Annotated in this window: 20 protein-coding genes; 8 read left to right on the top strand and 12 right to left on the bottom strand. The window is 42.8% G+C overall.

The window, feature by feature from the left end:
• Genes A587_RS0113520 through A587_RS0113505 form a run of 4 tightly spaced genes read left to right on the top strand, consistent with a single transcriptional unit; the run spans nucleotide 1 to nucleotide 3,046 of the window.
• Entirely contained in the window at nucleotides 1-573 is a 573-nt protein-coding gene (locus A587_RS0113520; RefSeq protein ID WP_010369079.1) for a redoxin family protein, read from the top strand.
• Nucleotides 570-1,034, top strand: a complete 465-nt coding sequence (locus tag A587_RS0113515) for a cytochrome c-type biogenesis protein (protein ID WP_010369077.1) — start codon at nucleotides 570-572, stop codon at nucleotides 1,032-1,034. Before A587_RS0113520 ends, A587_RS0113515 begins: the two co-directional genes overlap by 4 nt.
• Nucleotides 1,035-1,060: 26 nt before the next feature.
• On the top strand, nucleotides 1,061-2,314 hold the full coding sequence (ccmI, locus tag A587_RS0113510) for a c-type cytochrome biogenesis protein CcmI (RefSeq protein ID WP_442852598.1): 1,254 nt from the start codon (nucleotides 1,061-1,063) through the stop codon (nucleotides 2,312-2,314).
• The gene (locus A587_RS0113505; protein ID WP_017218026.1) at nucleotides 2,315-3,046 is read left to right on the top strand and encodes an MlaA family lipoprotein; all 732 of its coding nucleotides are present in this window, start codon (nucleotides 2,315-2,317) and stop codon (nucleotides 3,044-3,046) included.
• Nucleotides 3,047-3,092: 46 nt separating this feature from the next.
• On the opposite strand, the gene A587_RS0113500 is transcribed toward A587_RS0113505, so the two are convergent.
• On the bottom strand, nucleotides 3,093-5,111 hold the full coding sequence (locus tag A587_RS0113500) for a TonB-dependent copper receptor (protein ID WP_017218025.1): 2,019 nt from the start codon (nucleotides 5,109-5,111) through the stop codon (nucleotides 3,093-3,095).
• 89 nt (nucleotides 5,112-5,200) lie between these two features.
• A complete protein-coding gene (locus A587_RS0113495) occupies nucleotides 5,201-6,421 on the bottom strand; it encodes an EAL and HDOD domain-containing protein (protein WP_017218024.1) in 1,221 nt (406 codons plus the stop codon).
• Between the two features lie 318 nt (nucleotides 6,422-6,739).
• Here A587_RS0113495 and putP point away from each other — a divergent pair, with 318 nt between their 5' ends.
• The gene (putP, locus tag A587_RS0113490) at nucleotides 6,740-8,221 is read left to right on the top strand and encodes a sodium/proline symporter PutP (protein WP_017218023.1); all 1,482 of its coding nucleotides are present in this window, start codon (nucleotides 6,740-6,742) and stop codon (nucleotides 8,219-8,221) included.
• A gap of 84 nt (nucleotides 8,222-8,305) precedes the next feature.
• On the opposite strand, the gene bcp is transcribed toward putP, so the two are convergent.
• Both bcp and A587_RS0113480 read right to left on the bottom strand, forming a co-directional pair.
• Nucleotides 8,306-8,779 carry a thioredoxin-dependent thiol peroxidase gene (bcp, locus tag A587_RS0113485; RefSeq protein ID WP_010369066.1) on the bottom strand — a complete coding sequence of 158 codons (474 nt, stop codon included), beginning with the start codon at nucleotides 8,777-8,779 and terminating at the stop codon, nucleotides 8,306-8,308.
• Nucleotides 8,780-8,788: 9 nt separating this feature from the next.
• A complete protein-coding gene (locus A587_RS0113480; protein WP_010369065.1) occupies nucleotides 8,789-9,322 on the bottom strand; it encodes a glycine cleavage system protein R in 534 nt (177 codons plus the stop codon).
• Between the two features lie 332 nt (nucleotides 9,323-9,654).
• On the opposite strand from A587_RS0113480, the gene bamC reads away from it, so the two are divergent.
• Together bamC and A587_RS0113470 are read left to right on the top strand one after the other, a co-directional pair.
• On the top strand, nucleotides 9,655-10,713 hold the full coding sequence (bamC, locus tag A587_RS0113475; protein ID WP_017218022.1) for an outer membrane protein assembly factor BamC: 1,059 nt from the start codon (nucleotides 9,655-9,657) through the stop codon (nucleotides 10,711-10,713).
• A gap of 65 nt (nucleotides 10,714-10,778) precedes the next feature.
• On the top strand, nucleotides 10,779-12,149 hold the full coding sequence (locus A587_RS0113470; RefSeq protein ID WP_017218021.1) for a YjiH family protein: 1,371 nt from the start codon (nucleotides 10,779-10,781) through the stop codon (nucleotides 12,147-12,149).
• Nucleotides 12,150-12,298: 149 nt separating this feature from the next.
• Here A587_RS0113470 and A587_RS0113465 read toward each other — a convergent pair whose 3' ends face one another.
• The 8 genes from A587_RS0113465 to A587_RS25025 form a co-directional block, all read right to left on the bottom strand.
• Nucleotides 12,299-12,478 (bottom strand): hypothetical protein, encoded by a 180-nt coding sequence (locus tag A587_RS0113465; RefSeq protein ID WP_017218020.1) that lies wholly within the window; start codon nucleotides 12,476-12,478, stop codon nucleotides 12,299-12,301.
• Between the two features lie 723 nt (nucleotides 12,479-13,201).
• Nucleotides 13,202-13,726: a hypothetical protein gene (locus A587_RS0113460; RefSeq protein WP_017218019.1), complete on the bottom strand. Its 525-nt coding sequence runs from the start codon at nucleotides 13,724-13,726 to the stop codon at nucleotides 13,202-13,204.
• A 14-nt stretch (nucleotides 13,727-13,740) separates the two neighbouring features.
• On the bottom strand, nucleotides 13,741-16,083 hold the full coding sequence (locus A587_RS0113455; RefSeq protein ID WP_017218018.1) for a S8 family serine peptidase: 2,343 nt from the start codon (nucleotides 16,081-16,083) through the stop codon (nucleotides 13,741-13,743).
• Between the two features lie 228 nt (nucleotides 16,084-16,311).
• Entirely contained in the window at nucleotides 16,312-16,542 is a 231-nt protein-coding gene (locus tag A587_RS0113450) for a hypothetical protein (protein ID WP_017218017.1), read from the bottom strand.
• A 429-nt stretch (nucleotides 16,543-16,971) separates the two neighbouring features.
• Nucleotides 16,972-18,348, bottom strand: coding sequence for an L-serine ammonia-lyase (locus tag A587_RS0113445; protein WP_010369030.1), 1,377 nt, complete (start codon nucleotides 18,346-18,348; stop codon nucleotides 16,972-16,974).
• A gap of 168 nt (nucleotides 18,349-18,516) precedes the next feature.
• The gene (locus A587_RS0113440; RefSeq protein ID WP_017218016.1) at nucleotides 18,517-19,077 is read right to left on the bottom strand and encodes a CoA pyrophosphatase; all 561 of its coding nucleotides are present in this window, start codon (nucleotides 19,075-19,077) and stop codon (nucleotides 18,517-18,519) included.
• Nucleotides 19,067-20,416, bottom strand: a complete 1,350-nt coding sequence (pabB, locus tag A587_RS0113435; protein WP_017218015.1) for an aminodeoxychorismate synthase component I — start codon at nucleotides 20,414-20,416, stop codon at nucleotides 19,067-19,069. Before pabB ends, A587_RS0113440 begins: the two co-directional genes overlap by 11 nt.
• Nucleotides 20,417-20,581: a hypothetical protein gene (locus tag A587_RS25025; RefSeq protein ID WP_017218014.1), complete on the bottom strand. Its 165-nt coding sequence runs from the start codon at nucleotides 20,579-20,581 to the stop codon at nucleotides 20,417-20,419. It lies immediately after the preceding gene.
• On the opposite strand from A587_RS25025, the gene A587_RS0113425 reads away from it, so the two are divergent.
• Nucleotides 20,580-22,106 carry a fumarate hydratase gene (locus tag A587_RS0113425; protein WP_010606398.1) on the top strand — a complete coding sequence of 509 codons (1,527 nt, stop codon included), beginning with the start codon at nucleotides 20,580-20,582 and terminating at the stop codon, nucleotides 22,104-22,106. The two genes, A587_RS25025 and A587_RS0113425, sit on opposite strands and share 2 nt — an antisense overlap.
• Nucleotides 22,107-22,245: the final 139 nt, after the last annotated feature.

Raw genomic sequence — 22,245 nt, 5'->3', positions numbered from 1 at the left:
ATGAACCGCAAGTTATTAGGTTTAGTGCCTTTTTTGATATTTATTTTCCTGTGTGTGTTTTTGTACCAAGGACTTTTTGGTAATCCTAGAGAGATCCAGACCGGCCGTTTAGGACACACTATGCCTGAGTTTTCATTACCGGACCTAATGGATAGTGATAAAACCTGGACCGCCGACTCGCTTAAGGGTGAAGTCTACTTGATGAACGTATGGGGCACTTGGTGCCCAACGTGTATCGCTGAGCTGGGTTATTTAACTGAGCTTAGAGAGCGTGGTGTGAAAATAATAGGTCTGTATTACGAGCAGGCTTATGACCCTGATTTTGGCGACCAGTTTGATATCAATGCTCTAAGACAAGATGTCAATAACATGTTGAGCCGTGCAGGTAACCCATACCAATTTAACATTCTTGATTTGGAGCGTACATTAGCACTGGATCTAGGTGTTTCAGGCGCGCCAGAGACTTTTTTGGTAGATAAGCAAGGTAAGATTGTGTTGCATCATACTGGCGACATCAATGAACGCGTGTGGCGTACTAAATTTGCAGCAATCTATCAGGAGCTAACGCAATGAAATATGTAATTGTTTTGCTTTTAATGATGATTGCCGCAGCGGCGCAAGCAACGGAAGACAAATATAACTTTGCTACAGCTGAACGTGAGCAAACTTTCCGAGAGCTGACTCATGAGCTACGCTGCCCGAAATGCCAGAACCAAAACATTGCCGATTCAGATGCTGTCGTAGCCAAAGATCTACGTGACAAAGTTATCGCTTTGGTTAATGAAGGTCAGTCTAAGCAAGAGGTCATTGATTATATGATCGACCGCTATGGCTATTTCGTTCATTATCAACCACCGGTTACGCCTGCAACGATTGTACTTTGGGTACTGCCAGTGGCAATCATTATTTTAGGCTTCGGCTTTATTGTATTTCGTCAAAAGCGCGCTGCGAAAAAGCAAGATTGGAATGCAGCGGACGAACAAAAGCTGACAGAGCTCATTAATCAATATCAACGTCAGGAGCGTGAGCAGTGAGCGAATTCTCGACAGATTTAACCCAAATGTGGTTTTTGTTTCTTCTGCTGGGCGTATTTGCCGGTCTCTTTGTGGTTTTTCCGTTTATTAAAAAGGAAAAGCGCATCACGGTTGATCACGATGCGAATGCTGAGCGTATCGATATTTTCCATCAACGTTTGGAAGAATTAAAAGAAGAGCTTGCTAATCAGCGTATTGAAAAAGACAGTTATAGTGAATCCGTGGTTGAACTCAAGCGTCGCTTATTGAATGAGTTATCGCCTGAACAATCATTGACGAGTCGCGGAGACAACCGTGTGTTGGCGCTGACGGGTATTGCATTTATGGTGCTGGTCACTGGTGTCTTTTATTACTACACAGGTAGCCACAGGCAAATAGCGAGCTGGCATGAAGCCGTTGAAAAGTTACCTGAGTATGGTGAGCGTGCAGTAATGCAATCTGGAGAGCCGCTTAATGCCAACGAGCTACAAGCATTTGCGCTGGGGCTAAGAACTAAACTAGCAACAGCTGGCGATGATGCAGTTGCATGGATGTTACTTGGTCGTGTTGCAATGTCACTTAGTGACTTTGAGATGGCGATGCAGGCATTTGATAAAGCACTCGTGATGCAACCTAATAACAATAATGTTCTGGTGAATTATAGCCAAGCATTATTGATAGAGGGCTCAGAGCCAAGTATGAATCGCGCGGCCAGAATGTTGTCAAAAGTGCTCAAGAATGATCCAACGAATATTGATGCGATAAGCTTGCTGGCGTTAATTGCCTATGAACGTCAAGATTGGAAAGAGTCAAAAGCCGCCTTTGAAGTCTTGTTGTCACAATTAACCAAAGATGATCCGCGTTATGAGATGATTGCAGGGCGCATTGCTGAAATCGAACAAAAGTTGGGTCAACAAAAAGACGAACCAGTGGCTGTAAAAGCTGGTATTGTCGCTACTGTAACCATTTCAGCTGAGTTACAGAATAACATTCCAAAGGACAGCACCTTGTTCGTTTTTGCAAAAGCAGCTGAAGGTCCTGCCATGCCATTGGCGGTGGCCAAAATTACAAACTTTAACTTGCCAATGACGGTAAACCTAGATGATAGTATGGCAATGATGCCTGAATTAACCTTGTCGAAATTTTCTCAAGTTACGGTTACTGCTCGTGTTTCTAATGATGGTTCAGTTATGCCTTCAGAAGGAGAACTTGAGGGTGTTTCAAGCGTAATTGAACTTCAACAAGGCGAAAATCAGCTCAATGTCGAGATTAGTCGTGTCTTAACAAATACAGGGAAATAAATGCTTAAAGCTGTGCTCACAGGCTTACTTGCGTTGACCATTGTTGGTTGTGCGCAAGTACCCGAAGAGAAAAAGGATCCACGAGATCCATTTCAATCACTTAACCGCCCACTCTATGACTTCAATATGGATGTGTTGGATGCCTATATTTTGCGTCCTGTTGCTAAAGGGTATGTCGCGGTTACTCCCGCTCCTGTACGCAGTAGTGTGGTTAATTTCACCACCAACATCGCCGCACCGACCGATGCAGTAAACGCAGCACTACAGGGTAAGCCTGATCATATGGCAATCAATGTTGCTCGCTTTTTAGTTAATTCTACGGTCGGTATTTTTGGCTTGTTTGATGTTGCGAAAACACTTGGGCTTGAGCTTAAAGACGAAGATTTTGGCCAAACCCTTGGTGTGTGGGGCGTTGGCGATGGTGCGTATATTATGATCCCTGGTATGGGACCTACGACCGCGAGAAACTTAACGGGTGATGTAGTCGATAACTTTGTCTTGCCAGAAATTGCACTCACTACGCCACAAACAGTATTAGTGTTCGCGCTGCGTGCGGTTGAAGCAAGAGCGGCTTTGATGTCACAAGAAAAGCTGCTAAATGAGTCGCTTGATCCATACACTTTCTTAAAGGATGTATATTATCAACGTCAATTGTACGAGCTATTCGATGGCAACCCGCCAATGGAAGAAGAGCCGGATGATTTTGACGAGAACTTTTTAGAGAACTTGTAAAAATAAGGTCGGCAATCGCCGACCTTTTGGTTATCTTAGTATATGGTTAGAAGCGCCAGTTAAGATTTGCCCAGAGCGTCCGTCCCGGCTCATTGACTCGATCAATTTGGTCAAAGCCACTTACCGCGGCGCCTGAACGACTTAAATGTTCGGCATAGGTTTTATCGAGTACATTATCTACGCCAGCACTGAGCTGTAATGCATCGCTATATTGATAATTGGTATTGAGTGAAAGTGTGCCAAAGCCTGCCGTTGCAGTGATGTCCTGCCCTGCAATATTCCCTTGTCCAATCGCCACTCTATGCTGGTGTTGTACTAATCTTACCAATCCGCCTAGTTGCCACTTATCGCTTAGTTGGTAATTGCTCGCAATACGCAGTTGCAGAGGCGGTTGCTGAGCTAATGCGAGATTGTCGGTAAGGTTATTACCCTTTACGTAGTTGATACTACTGGTGAGTTGCAGCGCTTTGCTCGCTTGCCACATTACTTCACCCTCAAAACCTAAGGTTTCCGCGTCAATATTTCTGGTCACTTTTGACATCATATTCATCTTTTCAAACATATTGTCGATTAATAAATAGTCGTCAATTTGGTTATAGAACACTGAGAAGTTGACGTTAATGTCTTTGAACTGCTTTACCAATCCAGCATCTAATTGCACGGTTTTTTCAGTATCGACATTAAAGGCAGAAATAGACGTTTCACTTCCTCGGCTACCACCGACTACTTCCCAGTAATCGGGAAAGCGCTCTGTAACGCCGAAGCCGACAAAATAGCTACTGTTTTTAGATTGTGCTTGATAGCGGCTAAATCCGCTGAATAACGTATCGTCTCTTGTTTGTAGGGCGGTTGGGTTTGGTTTCATCGACATCATTGCGCTTATCATGGTGCGATGATCTTCACTTTGCCAATCATCAATGCGCAATCCGCTAACCCATTGGCTAGTTTGACTCAATTGATATTCGAACTCGGCAAATACACCGAGCTGTCTAAATTCAGCATCTATTTGGCGTGGCATCGTTTCTACCGGATTGTTGAATTGATCTCGGCTGACTCGATTGCGGTGCTCATTTGCTTGATAATCGACACCGTAAATAAAAGGATGTTGGGCATTGACTTCTGAAGTCAACGTAAGCTTTGCGCCATAAGTTTTACGGTCAGGATTGGAGGAGGTTGGGGTTTTCATCATCATGTTAGCAACAAAAGGACGTAAGCTATGATTGTCCATGATGTGGTCAACGTAGTTATAGTATGCGTTGAATGTTAACTCTTCAATCAGAGATGAAAGGGAAGATAATTTGATATTCAGGCCAATATTTTCTCGGTCGAAGAGGCTGCCATCCATCATGCGGTCGGCATAGGCAACTTCACCATCGCTTACCCCGTAAGTGATAGAGTAAAAGGCGTCATCGCTTGGGGTATAGGCAAACTCTGTATCTACATTCCAGCGTTCATACGCTGAGTGAACTTTGGTGCCATTACCATCTTCATAATCATCTGCATCACTGTAATTTGCTGCGATCCGGGCGTATCCGCGTTCATTACCAACCTTGATATCACTGTTAACACTGTGGCGGCCTTGGCTCGAAAGCACCGCATTGGTAAAGCCAATCACTTCAGATTTAGCTAGGCGTTCATTTTTACGCTCAAAAACCACAGTCGCAGCACTGTTGCCTGGACCATGCAATACAGTTTGTGGGCCTTTGATGACTTTTAAGGTGTCGTAGGATTGTGGCGTAATATATGCCGTAGGCGGGTCCATGCGGCTACCGCAACCACCAAGCGTTTGACCATTATTGGCGATAATGGCAATTCTTGAGCCTGCCATGCCACGAAACACAGGGTCAGCACTTGCGCCGCTTTTTTTAATTAGTGAGAACCCCGCAATTGAAGAGAGTAAATCCGCACCATCTTGTGCTGGTAGTGGTTGGCGTACTGCTTTGGTATCCGTTGTTAGCGTAATTGGTGTTTGCATCGGTGCAATAACAACGATTTTTTCAATTTCATCAGCATGGGTGATGGGAGATAAGGAAACAATAGCAAGAGAGAGTAGGGTGCGTTTCATAAGTTCACTTTGAAGTTGTTTTAGTGCACTTATTTTATCGCTATCAGGTGCTTAGCGGGATGCGACAGATTGTCGCATCCTTTGGTTGGTTACTCTATCGCTTTTATTTGAGTGTCACTCCAAACTTGCGACTTTTGATATAGCTCGGCGATATTTTGGCTGGTTACGCCAAGAGATTTTGATATGGTTTCAACACTATCCCAGTCACCTTTTTCCATAGATTCAGCAAGGTCCAGATAAATACCAAAAGCACTCGGTTTTTTCAGTAGGGTTGATTTAATTTCTTGAGATAAGGGTAATTTCGTCAATAAGCTTGCCATATCGTCATCGAGAATGGCGTCCATCAGTGACATCATGCCAACCAAAAATGTACTTCCAGTATCAGAGATCTTATTGGCCTTGGTTGCTATTGCTTCCATAAAATGTGCGCGCAATAATGAGAGTGAAAGTAGTTCTTTGGGCTTTTCAGTATTAAGCTGTGAAGCAAATAATAATGAGATCAGACGCTTAAGCTCTTCACTACCGAGTACAACCAAGGCTTGTTTAATCGTTGATATTTCTGCTCGGCGTTTAAATACAGCACTATTTGCATAACGAAGAAGTTTGTAGCTTAGGTTTACATCACGTTCAAAGACCTGTGTGATCCTAGCAAGATCGGGCTCAACGCTTGAAGTCTCATAAAGCAATTCAGCCATGGCTAATTCCGAAGGAGCCAACGCTTTGGTTTTGACCATTTCGGGTTTGGCAAAAAAGAAGCCTTGAAAATATTTGAATCCAAGCGACTTGGCGAGCTCAAACTGTTCGTAGGTTTCTACTTTTTCTGCCACTAAATCAATGTTTGGGAAATCCTGTATCGCGGCTTTAATGGCATGGATTTGCTCTAGGTTAGTTGCCAACAAATCGACTTTTATCTGGTCAATATAGGGAAAAAAATGGCGCCACACATTTTGGTGATGGTAATCGTCAAGTGCAAGCGTATAGCCTTGCTCTTTAAGCTCTTTTACACACGCTAAGAGTCGTTTCCCCGGTTGTACCGTTTCTAATATTTCTACGACGACTTGTTCAGGCGCCAACATTTGCACATAGCCTTTTGCCAGCGTCTCTAGAGTGAAGTTAATGTAAGCAGGGCGTTGATTTGTGAGGTCATCAAGACCAAAGGTAAACTGGCTGCCTTCAACCAAGCGACTTGTTGCTTCATCACCGTCAATTTCGGGAAATACATTATTTAGGCCATCACGAAATAAAAGTTCGTAGCCAATCAATTCCCTTTGGACATCAAAAATTGGCTGACGAGCCGCGTAAAAGTACATAGATACTACCGTCCAAACAAAATGCTATTGGCTTTAATATAAGGTAAAAGTGCGATCAGGTCACGCTGGGAAATTGAGTTTATAGAATATGGGTAAATACAGAACATAGGGCGAATGATAATTAACCAATTGAATTAGGTACGAATAAAATACTATTTTGATCAATGGTCGCAGGTGGTTGGGTGTATGGTTTGTGCATGTTATAGTGGGTTCTTTATGTTTTTGGCTTTTATTCAAAGTGAGTTAGAAATCGAACAATTAAGTGATAGAAAAAGCTCACATTTGGAGAAGAGCCCAACTAACAATTAGGAGGCTAATTTGGAGATAGGTACGATAATCTCTCTCGCACTGTATTTTATTGCGATGTTGGGAATTGGGTTATACGCATATAAAAAGTCGACCAGTGATGTGTCTGGCTACATGTTGGGCGGTCGTAGCTTACCACCAAGTGTAGCGGCGCTTTCAGCGGGCGCATCCGACATGAGTGGTTGGATCTTAATGGGTCTGCCGGGTGCCATGTTCCTGTATGGTTTTAGCAGTACATGGATTGCAATAGGTCTTGTGATTGGTGCTTGGCTTAACTATTTATTGGTTGCACCACGCCTGCGTGTTTACACAGAGTATGCAAATGACGCGATAACCATTCCTGACTATTTTGCAAATCGTTTTGAAGATAAAGGAAACGCGTTAAGAATAGTTTCAGCGTTGGTGATCATTGTTTTCTTCACCTTATACACCTCCTCTGGTGTGGTTGCTGGTGGTAAGCTGTTTGAAAGTTCATTTGGTATGAGCTATGAGAGTGGTTTATACATCACCACCGGCGTTGTTGTGCTTTATACTTTATTTGGCGGCTTTTTAGCGGTGAGCCTGACCGACTTTGTGCAAGGTTGTATTATGTTTATCGCTTTGATTTTAGTGCCTTTAGTTACCTTCTCACTGCTCGATAATCCGCTGTCTCAAACACTAAATGAGTTAAACCCAACGATGTTAACTTGGGTTGGCTCGGCCGGTGCAATAGGTATTATCTCGGCAATGTCTTGGGGTCTTGGCTACTTTGGTCAACCTCATATTATCGTGCGCTTTATGTCTGTTCGAAGTGTGAAAGACATGCCGACAGCGCGTCGTATAGGGATGAGCTGGATGATAGTTGCAGCTCTCGGTGCTGTGGGCACAGGTTTGTTTGGTGCAGCTTACGCACATGAACATGGGATTGTTGTGGATGATGCCGAGACCATTTTCTTGATTTTATCTCAGCTATTGTTCCACCCATTGATTGCAGGTTTTTTACTGGCAGCTATTCTTGCCGCAATTATGAGTACTATTTCTTCGCAATTGTTAGTGAGTTCAAGTTCGTTAACTGAAGACTTTTATAAAATATTCTTGAATAAGGATGCTTCGGATAAAGAGCTGGTACTTGTTGGTCGTACTAGTGTGTTGGTTGTAGCGCTTGCTGCCATTTATCTTGCGTACGACAGAGATAGCTCGATTCTAGATCTTGTAAGTAATGCTTGGGCTGGTTTTGGTGCCGCATTTGGCCCACTGGTGCTGATAAGCTTATTCTGGTCTCGCATGAACTTTGCTGGCGCGCTTGCTGGTATGGTATCTGGCGCAGTGACTGTGTTGGTATGGATCTATGGTCCGTTTACTTATAATGGTGAGCCGCTTAGCGCGACATTATATGAAATTGTTCCTGGATTCATTGTTGCGACAATCGCTATCTTTGCTGTCAGCTTACTGACCAAGGAGCCAAGTAAAGAGATCACGACGCTATTTGATAAAGTAGAAAAAGCGCTTGATTAAAGTCGGTTGAAGTGAATAAAAAACGGAGCATTTGCTCCGTTTTTTATTTCTTAAATATACGTAAATACGGTTTAAGGAGTCACTTTAAGCTTGCTCTTTTAAGTGGTTAATCACGACTTCATGGTGATCTTTGGTTTTAAACTTATTGAACACGTGCTTGATGGTACCGTCTTGACCGACTAAGAAAGATAGGCGATGAATGCCATCATATTCTTTGCCCATAAATTTCTTTAGTCCCCACACACCAAACTCATCGGCTACCGCGTGGTCTTCATCCGAAAGTAAGTCAAAGTTGAGTTCTTTTTTGTTTTCAAAGTTCTTTAACTTTTTCACAGGATCTGGACTAATGCCAACGGCTACGGTGTTTAATTCAGCCAGTTCAGCTTTGTGGTCGCGTAGATTTTCGGCCTGAACCGTACAGCCCGGGGTCAATGCTTTAGGATAAAAATAGACTAAAACTTGGTGAGACTTTAATAAAGTAGCAAGTTCAACGGTCTCGTCGTTTTGGTTTTGCAGTGAAAATAGTGGCGCTTGATCACCAACTTTTAAAGTATTCATAGTAAATCCTTAGCGAATGCGTCTAAATATATAGTCTACGTTTAAGGAGTGAGAAAGATCTTCGAACTGAACTTTAAAGTTATCAATATCCACATCCACTGGAATATTAAACTCAAGCTCGCAGCGCATATGTAGCTCGTCTTCTTGCTCAAAGGTATCTGACTTCAGTGAACAAATATTCACTCCTTGTGCTGCAAAATAGCGCGTCACTTTGCTTAGTGTACCGGGAGTATCTAGTCCTTCATATTCCAAAGTATAACCTGCACTGTATTCGCCTTGCTGATGGCTCGACGTGCGTTTCATCATGGTTAAGAGACCGAGTTCCATCCCTTTTGCTGGTAAGGTATGTTCTACACGACTAATAGACGCCATGTCACCGGCGAGTAACATAATAAAGGTAAATTCATTTCCCAATATTGCGATACGACTGTCGATAATATTACAGTTGCAGTCACTCACAAGCTGGGTCAATTCGCCAACAATACCAGATCTGTCTTCTCCTATTGCGGTTAAGACAAGTTGATGGTTTGCATGCATGGTCATTTTGGAACCTCTGATTTCACGTAATGCGCTCAAGGTTAATAGTTAACGCGAAATACTACCATATCTGAGTTTTAGCGCTAGCGCGTTGTAATAAAAAATAGAATTAGGGTTGCGCGGCATGGTTGCTTGTTTTTCTAATGTATGACAAGTAACATAAGGCAAAATTTTGGCTATAGGATGTGTGTTCCCAGTATAGTACGTGGAATACTTGATACCATAGCGTTATTAATTCAAAGATTGTCAATTTTTGGCAACTTTGTGTGAACCAATTCGGCAATCCTAAATCATAACTTTGATTCGAATAATAATAGGGTTTGCTAAGGAGTAAATGAGTGCAGTATTGGATCCCAAAATCACTGGTTCTTGGAATTGCCGTGAGTCTAAGCGGCTGTAGTATTTTCACAAATGATGCACATCATGAAAGAAATTATCGTGCAAATGCACCGGTGAAAGCCCCAGAGGGCTTAGCTCAGCCTTACCGAGACCCTGAATTTGCAATGCCAGTCGGCCAATATGAAAATACAGCTGAACCGGTAAGTTACCGTGCACCGCAACAGGTATTAACAGTTGCGCAAGGCAGTTGGGTAGAGCAGGGCGAAGAAGCTGCAAGGATCTTTTTTGATAAGAATGACGGCATAGAAGATTTACCGGCATTTATTTGGCGTGCTGTGGATGGCGTTGTGGCGATGCACAATGCCGGACTTGAAAGCGATAACAAGGCGCAAGGCTCGGTAACCACAACCTGGTATTCACTGATCAAGCCAAAAGACGGCTGGTTTTGGGAAGAAGCAACAGAGCCATCTAAGCAAAAGTTTAAGTTTACTGTCGAGCAAAAAGAACATCAGCGTACGGCGTCAATTCGGGCGGAATTAGTAGATTATCAAGGCGATGGTGAGTTAACTGCGCTTCAGAAAAATCACCTCGAAGTTCGGGCACTGAACGAAGTCGTTTCAGAATTTGACTATCAATATCGTCTACTGCAAGTTGAAATGCGTAAGCGTCAGGGTGTATTGGCACTTGAACTTGGGTTTGACAAGAATGGTGATTCCGCGCTTCTGACTGAAAAAGGTCAAGAAGCGGTGCTTGATCGCTTCTCAAACTTCCTAGAAAGAAGTAACTTCACGGTTGTCCGTGTCGATAGAGAAAAGCAGGAAGTTTTGGTCCGTTACGAAGCGCCTGAAAGCAGCGTTTGGGATTCTATTTGGGGTGAAGAAGCGGTTGTGTTGCCAATTGACAATGGTGATTACACGATAAAGATCGCTCAAGCGCAGGATACGCGTACTTCAATTACCTGGAAGGATAGCGAAGGTAACGTACTTGATGCAAACACCATGAATAACCTGCATCAAGCCTTGATCACTTTGCTTAGGCAAAAAGGTCTAACAATCTAATAAATATAATAATTTAAAAACGAAAAGAGCTTCGGCTCTTTTCTTTGTTTTTGTGGAAGTAAAAAATGACAGAGAGCACTATGACACCACGCTCCACCTTACAAACGTGGTTTGCGTTTATCGTACCGTCATTGATTGGTATCTTTTTATTTATGACGCCAGTGGCGGTGGGGGAAGCAATGACTATCCCAATTGCTGTTATGGCGAAGTGGTTACAAGCGCAAGTCGCTCCTTTTATTAAAGACATGATTGTCGCAATAGTATGTATTACCGGGATCATGAGTTTGGTGATAAAGCTCCTAAGACCCCAAGCGCTATTAAAAATAACCATAATAAAGCACTTATTTGACGTTAGCTGGGTTTGGTTGATAACCCGACTAGTTGGCATGGTGTTTATTGTGCTTACCTTCAATGGTGTTGGTCCAGAAGCGATCCATTCAGAAAACACAGGAGCATTAGTGCTAAATGACTTGTTACCTGTACTCTTTTCTGTCTTTATTCTTGCTGGCTTGTTACTGCCATTACTACTTAACTTTGGTCTGCTTGAGATGGTTGGCACACTCTTGACCAAAGTGATGCGCCCGCTATTCGGTGTGCCAGGTCGTAGCGCGGTAAACTGTGTAGCTTCTTGGCTTGGCGACGGCAGCGTAGGTATCTTGATGACTGCTCGACAATATGAGGATAAACACTATACACAACGAGAAGCGGCTATCATCGGCACCACATTCTCTGCGGTTTCCATTACATTCTGTTTAGTTGTTATTGGTCAAGTTAAACTCGAACACCTGTTTGCTCCTTTTTACCTCACCGTATGTGCGGCTGGCTTTGTTGCAGCAATCATAGTGCCGCGCTTACCACCGCTAAGGTTTAAAAAGGATATCTATGTAGATGGTAGCGATCACAACCAGGATTCAGAAGCGGTACCAGAAGGAAAAGGCCTATTAGGTCATTCTTTGGATATTGCACTTGCTAAGGCTAAAACGGCACCTGGGCTTAAAGGAACATTAGAAGAAGGCCTGCACAATGCGTTAGATATGGTATTTGCTGTGTTACCTGTAGTTATGGCTGTCGGTACTTTTGCTCTGATCATCGCAGAATACACCCCTGTATTTCAATATTTAGGCACACCTTTCGTTCCTTACCTCGAGCTACTCAATGTGGCAGAAGCCGAAAAAGCAGCACAGACAATCGTTGTCGGCTTTGCTGATATGTTTATTCCGTCAATCCTTGCTGCAGGCTCTATTGAAAGTGATACCACTAGGTTTATCGTTGCCGCAATGAGTGTTACCCAGTTAATTTACATGTCTGAAGTTGGGGCATTACTGCTTGGTAGCAAAATCCCAGTGAATTTGTGGGAGCTATTCCTAATCTTTATTTTAAGAACACTTATTACCTTACCTGTTATCGTCTTTATGGCAAAATGGTTAGTTGGCTAAGATAACATCTGATAACAGAGTCCACCGATAACCCACAATATTTACTCGCTTCAATACTGTGGGTCAGTTGGCTAACTTCATGCTGAATATTGACGTTTTATGCTCAGATTGGTCTAACCAAATTAGTCCAGACTGAGCATTATCTTTTATCAATAGCCTAACTTTACAAAGCCGTTGCGTGCCGCCAATAACTGATATAAAGTCCAAGTATAAAAGGCCGCAGTCGGGCTAGGACGGCAGTTTTGGTCTACACCTGCAAGTACTGCGTTAAGTCCATCATCTTGCTTTCCGTTTAAGCGGTTAAGACCCAAGTGTCTATCCTGTTTCATGTGCCTGATGATTAGCTCTATAGTATTGCATCGCTTGCGCTTTCTCTTAATACTCGGTGTCACTCCATGCTTTTGCCCAGCAATATATACATCATAATACGCTGCTAAGTACCCTCGATGAGCCCTATCTACAAAATAGCTGTATGGTCGCTAATCAGTGATATTTTCCATTATTAGGTGAAGAATTGCATGTCACAAAGGTATTACCAAGATGGATTTTTGCACCATATGGCTACTGTGTTTTCGTCAGACAGTTTTTGGATTTGTTTAAGATATTCGAGACCCGCGAGCAGATGGATAGGCTTTGTGTCAGCACCTTTATCAACATAATGTTGTTTAAATTCAACCTATATTCGCTATCAATCAATGAGTTTGAACGGCTTCACGAGTTCATGACGCAGTGAAACGATATCAATGAGCTCGCTTTGAAACCGGTACTTTTATGATGTTTGCGTGTATGGTTTTGGTTATCAGGTTCAAAAAAGCTGCAATTTTAGGGTAGAAGGATCGTTTAGATCTTTATGTAATTCAATAAATTAAATTGATTTCAGGATGAGCCAACTAGAAGAGGAGGCAAGAGATATTCAAAATATGGTGGTCACGTTCATCTAGCCAAATTTGAGGCCAAGCAGTAAGTAATGTCGTCAGTGTTTTAGGCTTTCGGAGTGCAAAAAAAGCCCCATTCGACATGAGGCTTTAAAAAGTCTGTGTTTAACAGTGAAGTTATCTAGATGTGTATAAAGTACCTAACACTTCAATTTTAGCTTCAACTACCTTTCCCGATTGCTTCAGCTCGGCAAGTTTACCAAGTAAATCTTGATTGCTATTTACACTAACAACGGCAATTCTGCCACCATCATATGTATTTTCAACAGCAATATCGAATTCACTTGCTAAATCGTTTGCAGACGCACCGTCTTTCAATAAAAGGTTAATATTGCCAGATACCGGAGCAATTTCACCATTAAAAATATTTTTTACTAAAGAACCTTTAGTGAACAACTTGCTGACAGAAGTTGACTTAACCAAAGCTTTATTACCTTTTCTGCTAATAACAGCATTGGGATCAGCAATTGCTGCAGGAACTAATGCATGATCAGACATGATTTTATAAGCGCCAAAGTCAGGCTGTTCAAAACTTGCCACTTTGTTGACCTTCTCCATTTTTGGAGTCAAGTTGTCATTAGCCTCTGCTTGAGTCAAGAATAGTGAACCCGTAATTAGTGCTGCGATTTTTAACTTGTTCATAATATACACTCCTATTACTCAGCAGACTGGTGACCAAAGATACGTACAGCTGCACCCATCAATTTTGATGGTGTAGAGTTGTTTACGTAACCATTATAGACAATATCGCCTGTGCTAGCTGTTGCAAACGATTTGTCAGAAACGTCTAGCACGCGAATTGTCCATTCTCCTTTGGCTGATTCGCCATAGAAGCTATTTGATAAAAATACCCCATTTTTCAGGATATAGCCGTTCTGGAAGCCGGCTCCACTAAGGTCATATGCTGGGCGTATCAACGCTTGTCGAGATGACAGTAAAACACTTCTAGTACCACTTGGAGAGATAACTTCAATCGCTAAATCGGAGCCCGCAGTAGACTGAAGGACATCTTCACCGCTTTCTATTCCCATACCGAATTCATCGTTGAATACGTCTAGTTTGAACTGAGCTGCTTCAACTTTGATATCATCTTCAATTGTGACCTTGTATGTCGCACCAACCAAGCTATTATCAGGAATTGGCATTTCAAGTGATTCTTCTGCAACTACTGAGCCTGCGCCGGTCCAATCAGTGATTACTTCTTCACCTAAATCACTCGAGTAAGACTTAGCCATTTTCACAGCCTCGCCAGCATCGACACGTCCAAATCCATAAAGATTATTATGGCTATAACCAGCTGCATTCTCAACCCAACCATCATGTGCAACGAATTCGTTATCACCTACAGGCACAGTTACAGATGCATTTTCAGCATCATTCTTGGTACTAGTCGATGCAATGATGTGTCTCACATCCCTCCAAGTTAGTTCGTTGTTGGCTGAAAGGATTAAAGATATCACACCAGATGCATTTGGAGCTGCCGAAGAAGTTCCATTCATAGAAGAACGATAGTTGCAGTTCGGGTTATCAGGGTGTCCCGGGTAATCAAATGGGTATTGACTTGCAGCAAACTCTTCACCATAAACACCAGTCCAACCAGCTATCGTGCGGCCTGTGTAGCCTGAGCTACCGCTCAAACATGTCATCGGGTCGGTTGTAACCATTGCTGGAGCCCAACGGCCATATTCACCGGCTGGGGCTGCAGCTAATAGGTTAGAGCCGGCGCTTGAATAGCTTGTGTGTTTACCATTTGAGTTAACAGCGCCAATAGAAAAGTAGTATGGATGGCCTTGACTACTTTCACTGTTGCTGTTGTAACAAGTTAACCCAAGGTCATTTGCACCATTATCTTCACAAAATGACCCTTCTAAGTCTTCACTCACGAAGCTATTACCGCTTGATTTTACGTTGGTCGCTCCTTTACCTGAGCGAAGCTTTCTGTTTGGATAAGACTCAATGGCTTCGTCGAGTTCTGAATAGCTAAATTGAACTGGGTAAGTAAGACCATAGCTGCGGTTAAACACAGAAATAGACTCGCTTACAGTGATACCTGAACCAGGAAAGCCATGAATTAATAGCTCCTGCTTCGGCGTTTTTTCACCGCTTGCCAATAAGTTCATTCCAATGAGGCCTGTATCAGGTGAAACACCTCGGCCACCTAGGCCATTCCAGCCTTTTGAGGCGATAAGGCCGGCTACGCTAGTACCATGGTCGCCATTGGTTGCCTTGCTTGTTGGGTCTGTTTTATCCAAAGCGTCGTTTAAAAGATTTAATGATCGATTCGGAAGCACATTAGGAGCTAAATCTTCGTGTCGAATTTCAAGTCCTGAGTCTACTACTACCGCAGTAACGCCTTGACCAGTAACACCTTGAGCGAATGCATTTTTTACATTCATATCTTCGCCAGCGACTAAAATGTTTGCTTCTGCTTCTTCGAATTCTTTATCCCAATATTGTTGGGCTTCCTCTTCTGTCATTATTCCACGGCCTACATATAAGTCGACGAGACCTTGTTTCATTTCATCACTCAGTGCATATGCTTTCTGACCGGTGTTGTTTAAGTGCCATTGTTGGCTGGCTAGGGGATCTGTAATGGCTGCTGGGATCTCGATGCTACCACTAGCTGATTTACTGTTTGCTGTTACTGTAAAGTTAATTGTTGCCGCTTCGCCAGTCACTGACAGATAGTCAAACGCGTTGATACCTTTTAGTGTCAAAATACCATGTGAAAGAGTATAAACATTGTCTTCTGGGATGATCTCAGTTTCACCATCAAATATTGCAATTGATAGGTTATCACCATCAGCATCTGAGGCTTGAATTGGCCCTGAAGTTGTTTGCCAATGCTTAACATTCTCTAATTGAGTAACGCCGGCTTGAGGGGCTTGATCTACTTCTTGAGCTGAGCTGTTCTTATTGTTATCACTACCACCGCAAGCAGATAGCGCTAATACTATCGCTGCTGATAAAGCAGTATATTTGAATTTATTGTTATTCATGTTATTTACCTTCGTGATCTTTACGGCAACAAATGTACTCAAGTAAATTTATGTTAGCAATTTTATAATTTATTTTATTGTAACTATTTTGTAAGCAAAAAATATTTTTTATTTATATTTTCATGTAGTTAGGTTGTTTGAAAACAAATGTAAACAGGGATGGCGGCTGTTGGAAAAATAAACAGGTTAGAGGGGGTTAACCTGTTTGTAATCTTTGATGGGTGGCTATTATAAACTGTTAATATCCTTTTTAACTTGATAACCTTCGTCAGTAACAATCTGCTCAAGAATGGCAACTCTTGACTTCAAAGCATTAAGCTCTGCGTGCAATTGGTCTCGTTCTTTTTGGCTTTGCGAATCTAACTTTTTGTATTCTAAACGGCGTTTATACATTTCGCTAAGTATGCCTCCACCAACGCTAATAAGTACAATTAAAAAAACCATCGTAGTGCCGGACATAATCAATTTACTCCTTTTTGTTGATAATTGATGTTGATATTTAGCCTAGTCGTATTTTATCCATCCATTACCGTTTGGATGTAAATAGCCTGAATTTCTGATAAAGCTTATTTATCATGGATCTTGTGGAAATTATTCCACGGTTACTACATATTGCCTTTACTAAATGACAATAGATACTTTTGCGTTAGCAAGGTGATTAAGTGCTGTCACCGTAAAAACTCTATTGTTGTAACAGGCAGTAGCTATATAAAGGTTTGACCACAATGCGCTATTTTACCGCTTACTCTGGTCTAAAGTTAATTATTCATGCTTATAAAGAGTAAACTAAAATCAGTAATTTAATCTGTATACACCATAAAAAATGGCATCATGATTTGCCATCATGATGCCATTAAGTCATCTATAAAGTGAACTGACAATTGTCAGTTAGCACTCAATAATATTTACTGCCAATCCACCGCGTGCGGTTTCTTTATACTTGGTTTTCATATCATTACCGGTATCAAGCATCGTTTTAATCACTTTATCTAGTGACACTTTTTGATCGCCCGTACCGCGTAAAGCGAGACGAGATGCATTAATGGCTTTAATAGAACCCATTGCATTACGCTCAATACACGGAACTTGCACAAGCCCACCGACAGGGTCGCAGGTTAGACCCAGATTATGCTCCATACCAATCTCGGCTGCGTTTTCAACGTGTATAACGTTACCACCCATTATTTCAGTTAGAGCGCCAGCAGCCATTGAGCACGCAACACCTACTTCACCTTGGCATCCAACTTCAGCGCCAGAAATTGAGGCATTCTTTTTATATAAGATCCCAATTGCCGCTGCGGTAAGTAGGTAACGTGTGGCAATCTCTATATCCACTTCTTTGATAAAAGTGTGATAGTACATTAACACCGCTGGAAGAATACCTGCTGCACCATTGGTTGGCGCAGTCACTACGCGGCCGCCCGCTGCATTTTCTTCATTGACTGCCAGTGCAAACAAATCCACCCAATCCATTGCGCGTAGCGGATCTTGGTGCGTCTCTACACTGAGTTTTAAATACAGGCTAGGTGCACGACGACGAACCTTTAAACCGCCCGGTAAAATACCTTCGGTTTTCATACCACGTTCAATACACGCTTTCATTACCTGCCAAATGTGGAATAGCGTTTCTTTGATTTCAGATTCTTTACGTAGCGTTTTCTCGTTGGCCATCATTAACGAAGACACACTAAGCCCTGACTCTTTACACATTTCCAGTAGCTCGGCGGCTGAATTGAATGGGTAAGGTGCTGGGTTTTCTGTTCTGATATCTAGCGCTGCTTGCTTTTCAGCTTCAAAATTCTGATCGGTAACGATAAAACCACCACCAATCGAATAGTAAATTTGGCTATGAGCAAGCTCTTCGCCTTTGTACGCTTTAATTTCCATTGCATTGGAGTGCTTAGGCAGCGTTTTGCGACGGTGAAAAACAATCGCACCTTGCTTAGGAAATTTTACTTTATGTTGCTTGTCGAGATAGATAACCTGTTCATTTTCTATGGTTTCTAAGATCTCTGGTACTAGATCTGCATCAATGGTCTCAGGGTCGTAACCCGCAAGGCCTAAAATAACAGCCTTGCCAGAGCCGTGGCCAATACCGGTTTGGCCTAAAGAACCGAACAGTTCCACTTTCACCGAAGTGATATCATCAACGATGCCTTGTGCCTGAAGGTCTTGTACGAATAACCTAGAAGCACGCATTGGTCCCACCGTATGAGAGGAAGAAGGGCCAATACCGATACTAAACATATCGAATGCACTGATCATAAATTTTACTCACATTGCCTTTAAAACGGACGCCATCATAACGTGTCTACTTTGGGAAGTAACCCATAATCGGCAAAAGTATATGCCAGTTTTGCAGTAAGCATGATAGAAAGGTCTCTGATCTGCAAGGTGGAAGGGGATTTTAAAAAAGGTCTTACCAGTTAAGGGCTAAAATAGGGCGGTAAATTGTTTGACGATTTTTGCCGTTGCACCCCACAGTAAACCGTGCGGTGTCATAAACCCGTCGAGCGAAACTGGTTTGCCTTTATTGGTAAAATGGAAAGTTCGCCAATTATTGGCCGCGCTTAATTGGTTTAATGGCACTGTAAAGGTTTGTTGCACTTCGTCGCTTTGATTCACCCAAGTCGCATCTTGTTGTATAGAAGCAACAACGGGGGTGATTTGATAGCCGGTGAGCGTTTGCATAAACGGTAATATGCCCAGTACTTGAGACTCAGAGATTGTCAGACCTATCTCTTCTTCCGTTTCACGCAGTGCTGTGTTGATGATATTACTATCTTGTTGTTCGACTTTGCCGCCAGGAAAGCAAATTTGACTCGGGTGGCTCGGTAATTCGCTGCTGCGTTTGCAAAACAACAGGTGGGCTCGAGTGTTTACATCAACAATAGGAATAAGCACCGCACTTTGCTTTAGAGTATGCAGTGTGGTTGGTGTTTGCGCCATGATGGGCGCCAACATAAATTGCGATATAACCTGATCAATCGTCATTTAATACCGGGAGGATTTTATTCACTTTGTGGTAAGTCTCTTCAAATTCCAACTGTACTTGAGAGTCCTTGACTATACCACCACCTGCCCAGCAATGTATCTTATTTTGATGACAAACTAGGGTTCTGATAGTGATAGAGGTATCCATATTACCACAGGCGCTGAGGTAACCGATTGAGCCGCAATAAACGCTGCGTCTGTGCGGCTCGAGCTCTTCGATGATCTCCATGGCGCGGACCTTAGGTGCACCTGTTATGGAGCCACCAGGGAAGGCGGCTTCGAGTTGATCAACAGCACATTTACCCTCTGCTAGTTTAGACGTTACCGTGCTGACTAGATGGTGAACAGCAGGAAAGCTCTCGATTGCGAAGAGTGATGGAACTGCGACGGAACCTGGCTCCGCTACCTTACCCAAGTCGTTACGTAGTAGGTCTACTATCATGACATTCTCGGCTCGGTCTTTGCTGCTGTTTCGCAGTTTTTCAGCTTGCGCTTTATCGGCGTCAGTATTTGGTAACCTTGGCAAGGTGCCCTTAATCGGCTTAGTTTCTACAATATTGTCTTTAACTTGGATGAAGCGCTCTGGTGACACGGAAACAATGGCACTATCGCCCAAGTTAAAAAATGCTGAGAAAGGTGCTTGGTTGTGGTTTCGAAGCTTTTTATACGCTAACCACGGCGCGCCGGAAAAGCTCGCACTGAATCGTTGTGCTAGGTTTATTTGATAGCAGTCGCCACTTAGCAAATAAGATTGAATGCGCTCAAAATTTTGCTCGTATTGTGTTCTACTCATGTTTGACTGCCACTGTGACGTCAGTCTAAATGGCTCGAACGCTGAGGCGTCTTTGAGCCGCTGCAAATACATTTCTAGCCTTTGTGTATTAGGTTGTGACACATAAAACCAAGCTTTGAGTACTTTGTCATGAATTAACGCGTCTGGATACAAGCCAACACGGGCGTCGGGTAGCTTAATATCATGTTCTGCACAATGTGGTATGTGTTCAATATAACGGCCGAGATCATAGCCAAAATAACCAAGCCAACCGCCATTAAAAGGTAAATCATGGGGAGCACTGCAATTACTAAACTGGGCAAGCTTATCTTTCATCATAGTGAAAATAGAACTACTCTGCAGCTGGCCGTCTAAAAATACATTTCCGTCTTTAGCTTCAAGTAAATTAATTGGTGCAAGCGCAATGATATCGTAGCGGCTATTGATGTGATTAGAATCGCTGGAATCTAACAGGATAGCCTGAGATTCGTTTGCAAAGTGTTCAAATAATTCTAGTGCATTGTGCCTAATGTCTAATTTCGTACAGTTTATTCGCTCGTTTATCATTTACTTGACCTGCAAAGCTAGCCCCAAACGGGCGGGGAGGTTATCATAGTTACCTGCTATTCCATAGTTTAAGGTATTGAAATTGACTTTCTGACGCTGAATAACAACAATTGCCAGCGAAAGTTTCAATACCAAAAATACCGTCGAAAATTGAGGAACCGTCATGAGTACAATCCGTCAGCAAGACTTTATTGATAGCATTGAAGATGCGCTTCAATATATCTCATTTTACCACCCACTTGATTTTGTCCAAGCATTAGAAAAAGCCTACGAAAAAGAAGAAAGTAAGGCCGCGAAAGATGCAATTGCACAGATCTTAATTAACTCACGTATGTCAGCAGAAGGTAAGCGTCCGCTGTGTCAAGACACAGGGATCGTCACCTGCTTTGTTAAAGTCGGTATGGACGTTAAGTGGGATAAAACAGACTTGACGGTACAACAAATGGTAGATGAGGGAACTCGTCGTGCCTACATGAATCCAGATAACCCACTACGTGCATCAATCGTTGCCGATCCGGCTGGTAGCCGTAAAAACACCAAAGACAATACGCCTTCGGTAGTACACATTGACTTAGTACCTGGTGCTGAAGTTGAAGTGATGATTGCAGCGAAGGGTGGCGGCTCTGAAAACAAAACTAAAATGGTGATGCTAAACCCATCAGATGATGTTGCTGAATGGGTAGAAAAAACATTACCGACAATGGGCGCTGGTTGGTGTCCTCCGGGTATGCTAGGTATAGGTATCGGTGGTACAGCAGAAAAAGCGGCTGTATTGGCAAAAGAATCTTTAATGGATCCGGTTGATATTCATGAGCTAATGGAACGTGGCGCCGAAACTGCAGAAGAAAAGCTGCGTCTAGAAATTTTTGAACGTGCAAATAAGCTAGGCATTGGCGCACAAGGCCTTGGTGGTTTAACAACCGTTGTTGACGTTAAAATCAAAACAGCACCAACACACGCAGCGTCTAAGCCAGTGGTAATGATCCCTAACTGTGCGGCTACACGCCACGTACATTTCACACTAGATGGTTCAGGTCCTGCAGATCTAAAAGCACCAAAGCTCGAAGATTGGCCAGAAGTGACTTGGGAAGTGGGTGAAGATACGCGTCGCGTCAATCTAGATACTTTGACCAAAGCAGATATCCAAGAATGGAAAATGGGTGAAACGGTGTTGCTTTCAGGCAAGATCTTAACTGGTCGAGATGCAGCGCATAAACGTCTGCAAGAAATGATGAATTCTGGTCAAGGCTTGCCAGAAGGTGTCGATTTTACTAATAAGTTCATCTATTACGTGGGTCCAGTGGATGCTGTTGGCGATGAAGTAGTGGGACCTGCAGGTCCTACCACATCTACACGTATGGATAAGTTTACTGATCTGATGTTAGAGAAAACGGGCCTTATCGGCATGATTGGTAAAGCCGAGCGCGGTCCAGCAACTGTCGAGTCAATCAAACAAAATAAAGCTGTGTACCTTATGGCTGTTGGTGGCGCTGCGTACTTAGTGGCTAAGGCAATTAAGAAATCACGTGTTGTAGCGTTTGAAGACTTAGGTATGGAAGCTATTTATGAATTTGAAGTAGAAGACATGCCGGTGACGGTTGCTGTTGATAGCAATGGTGAGAATGCGCATACCCAAGGCCCAGCAATTTGGAAAGCACGAATTGAAGAGTTAGATAGCAAACTGAGCTAATCAGCTATACATTGATGGAGAGCACAAAATAGGTACTTTCCACTTCAAACATTCGGCTCCAGTGTTAAGTTGGGAGCCGAAGTATTACTTAGGAGGCTATTCGCCTCCTTTCTTGTATGGATAAGTTTACAACAACTAG

The sequence above is a fragment of the Pseudoalteromonas sp. NJ631 genome (assembly GCF_000276645.1).
Lineage (GTDB): Bacteria > Pseudomonadota > Gammaproteobacteria > Enterobacterales > Alteromonadaceae > Pseudoalteromonas > Pseudoalteromonas piscicida.
Note: the sequence above shows the minus strand (reverse complement) of the source record. Positions and strands in the feature narration are given on the sequence as shown.

What these genes read in the sequence shown, in the direction of transcription:
- A587_RS0113520 (WP_010369079.1), top strand. Translation starts at nt 1, where the DNA reads ATGAACCGCAAGTTATTAGGTTTAGTGCCTTTTTTGATATTTATTTTC.
- A587_RS0113515 (WP_010369077.1), top strand. Translation starts at nt 570, where the DNA reads ATGAAATATGTAATTGTTTTGCTTTTAATGATGATTGCCGCAGCGGCG.
- ccmI (WP_442852598.1), top strand. Translation starts at nt 1,061, where the DNA reads ATGTGGTTTTTGTTTCTTCTGCTGGGCGTATTTGCCGGTCTCTTTGTG.
- A587_RS0113505 (WP_017218026.1), top strand. Translation starts at nt 2,315, where the DNA reads ATGCTTAAAGCTGTGCTCACAGGCTTACTTGCGTTGACCATTGTTGGT.
- A587_RS0113500 (WP_017218025.1), bottom strand. Translation starts at nt 5,111, where the DNA reads ATGAAACGCACCCTACTCTCTCTTGCTATTGTTTCCTTATCTCCCATC.
- A587_RS0113495 (WP_017218024.1), bottom strand. Translation starts at nt 6,421, where the DNA reads ATGTACTTTTACGCGGCTCGTCAGCCAATTTTTGATGTCCAAAGGGAA.
- bcp (WP_010369066.1), bottom strand. Translation starts at nt 8,779, where the DNA reads ATGAATACTTTAAAAGTTGGTGATCAAGCGCCACTATTTTCACTGCAA.
- A587_RS0113480 (WP_010369065.1), bottom strand. Translation starts at nt 9,322, where the DNA reads ATGACCATGCATGCAAACCATCAACTTGTCTTAACCGCAATAGGAGAA.
- A587_RS0113470 (WP_017218021.1), top strand. Translation starts at nt 10,779, where the DNA reads ATGACAGAGAGCACTATGACACCACGCTCCACCTTACAAACGTGGTTT.
- A587_RS0113465 (WP_017218020.1), bottom strand. Translation starts at nt 12,478, where the DNA reads ATGAAACAGGATAGACACTTGGGTCTTAACCGCTTAAACGGAAAGCAA.
- A587_RS0113460 (WP_017218019.1), bottom strand. Translation starts at nt 13,726, where the DNA reads ATGAACAAGTTAAAAATCGCAGCACTAATTACGGGTTCACTATTCTTG.
- A587_RS0113455 (WP_017218018.1), bottom strand. Translation starts at nt 16,083, where the DNA reads ATGAATAACAATAAATTCAAATATACTGCTTTATCAGCAGCGATAGTA.
- A587_RS0113450 (WP_017218017.1), bottom strand. Translation starts at nt 16,542, where the DNA reads ATGTCCGGCACTACGATGGTTTTTTTAATTGTACTTATTAGCGTTGGT.
- A587_RS0113445 (WP_010369030.1), bottom strand. Translation starts at nt 18,348, where the DNA reads ATGATCAGTGCATTCGATATGTTTAGTATCGGTATTGGCCCTTCTTCC.
- A587_RS0113440 (WP_017218016.1), bottom strand. Translation starts at nt 19,077, where the DNA reads ATGACGATTGATCAGGTTATATCGCAATTTATGTTGGCGCCCATCATG.
- pabB (WP_017218015.1), bottom strand. Translation starts at nt 20,416, where the DNA reads ATGATAAACGAGCGAATAAACTGTACGAAATTAGACATTAGGCACAAT.
- A587_RS0113425 (WP_010606398.1), top strand. Translation starts at nt 20,580, where the DNA reads ATGAGTACAATCCGTCAGCAAGACTTTATTGATAGCATTGAAGATGCG.
- A587_RS25025 (WP_017218014.1), bottom strand. Translation starts at nt 20,581, where the DNA reads ATGACGGTTCCTCAATTTTCGACGGTATTTTTGGTATTGAAACTTTCG.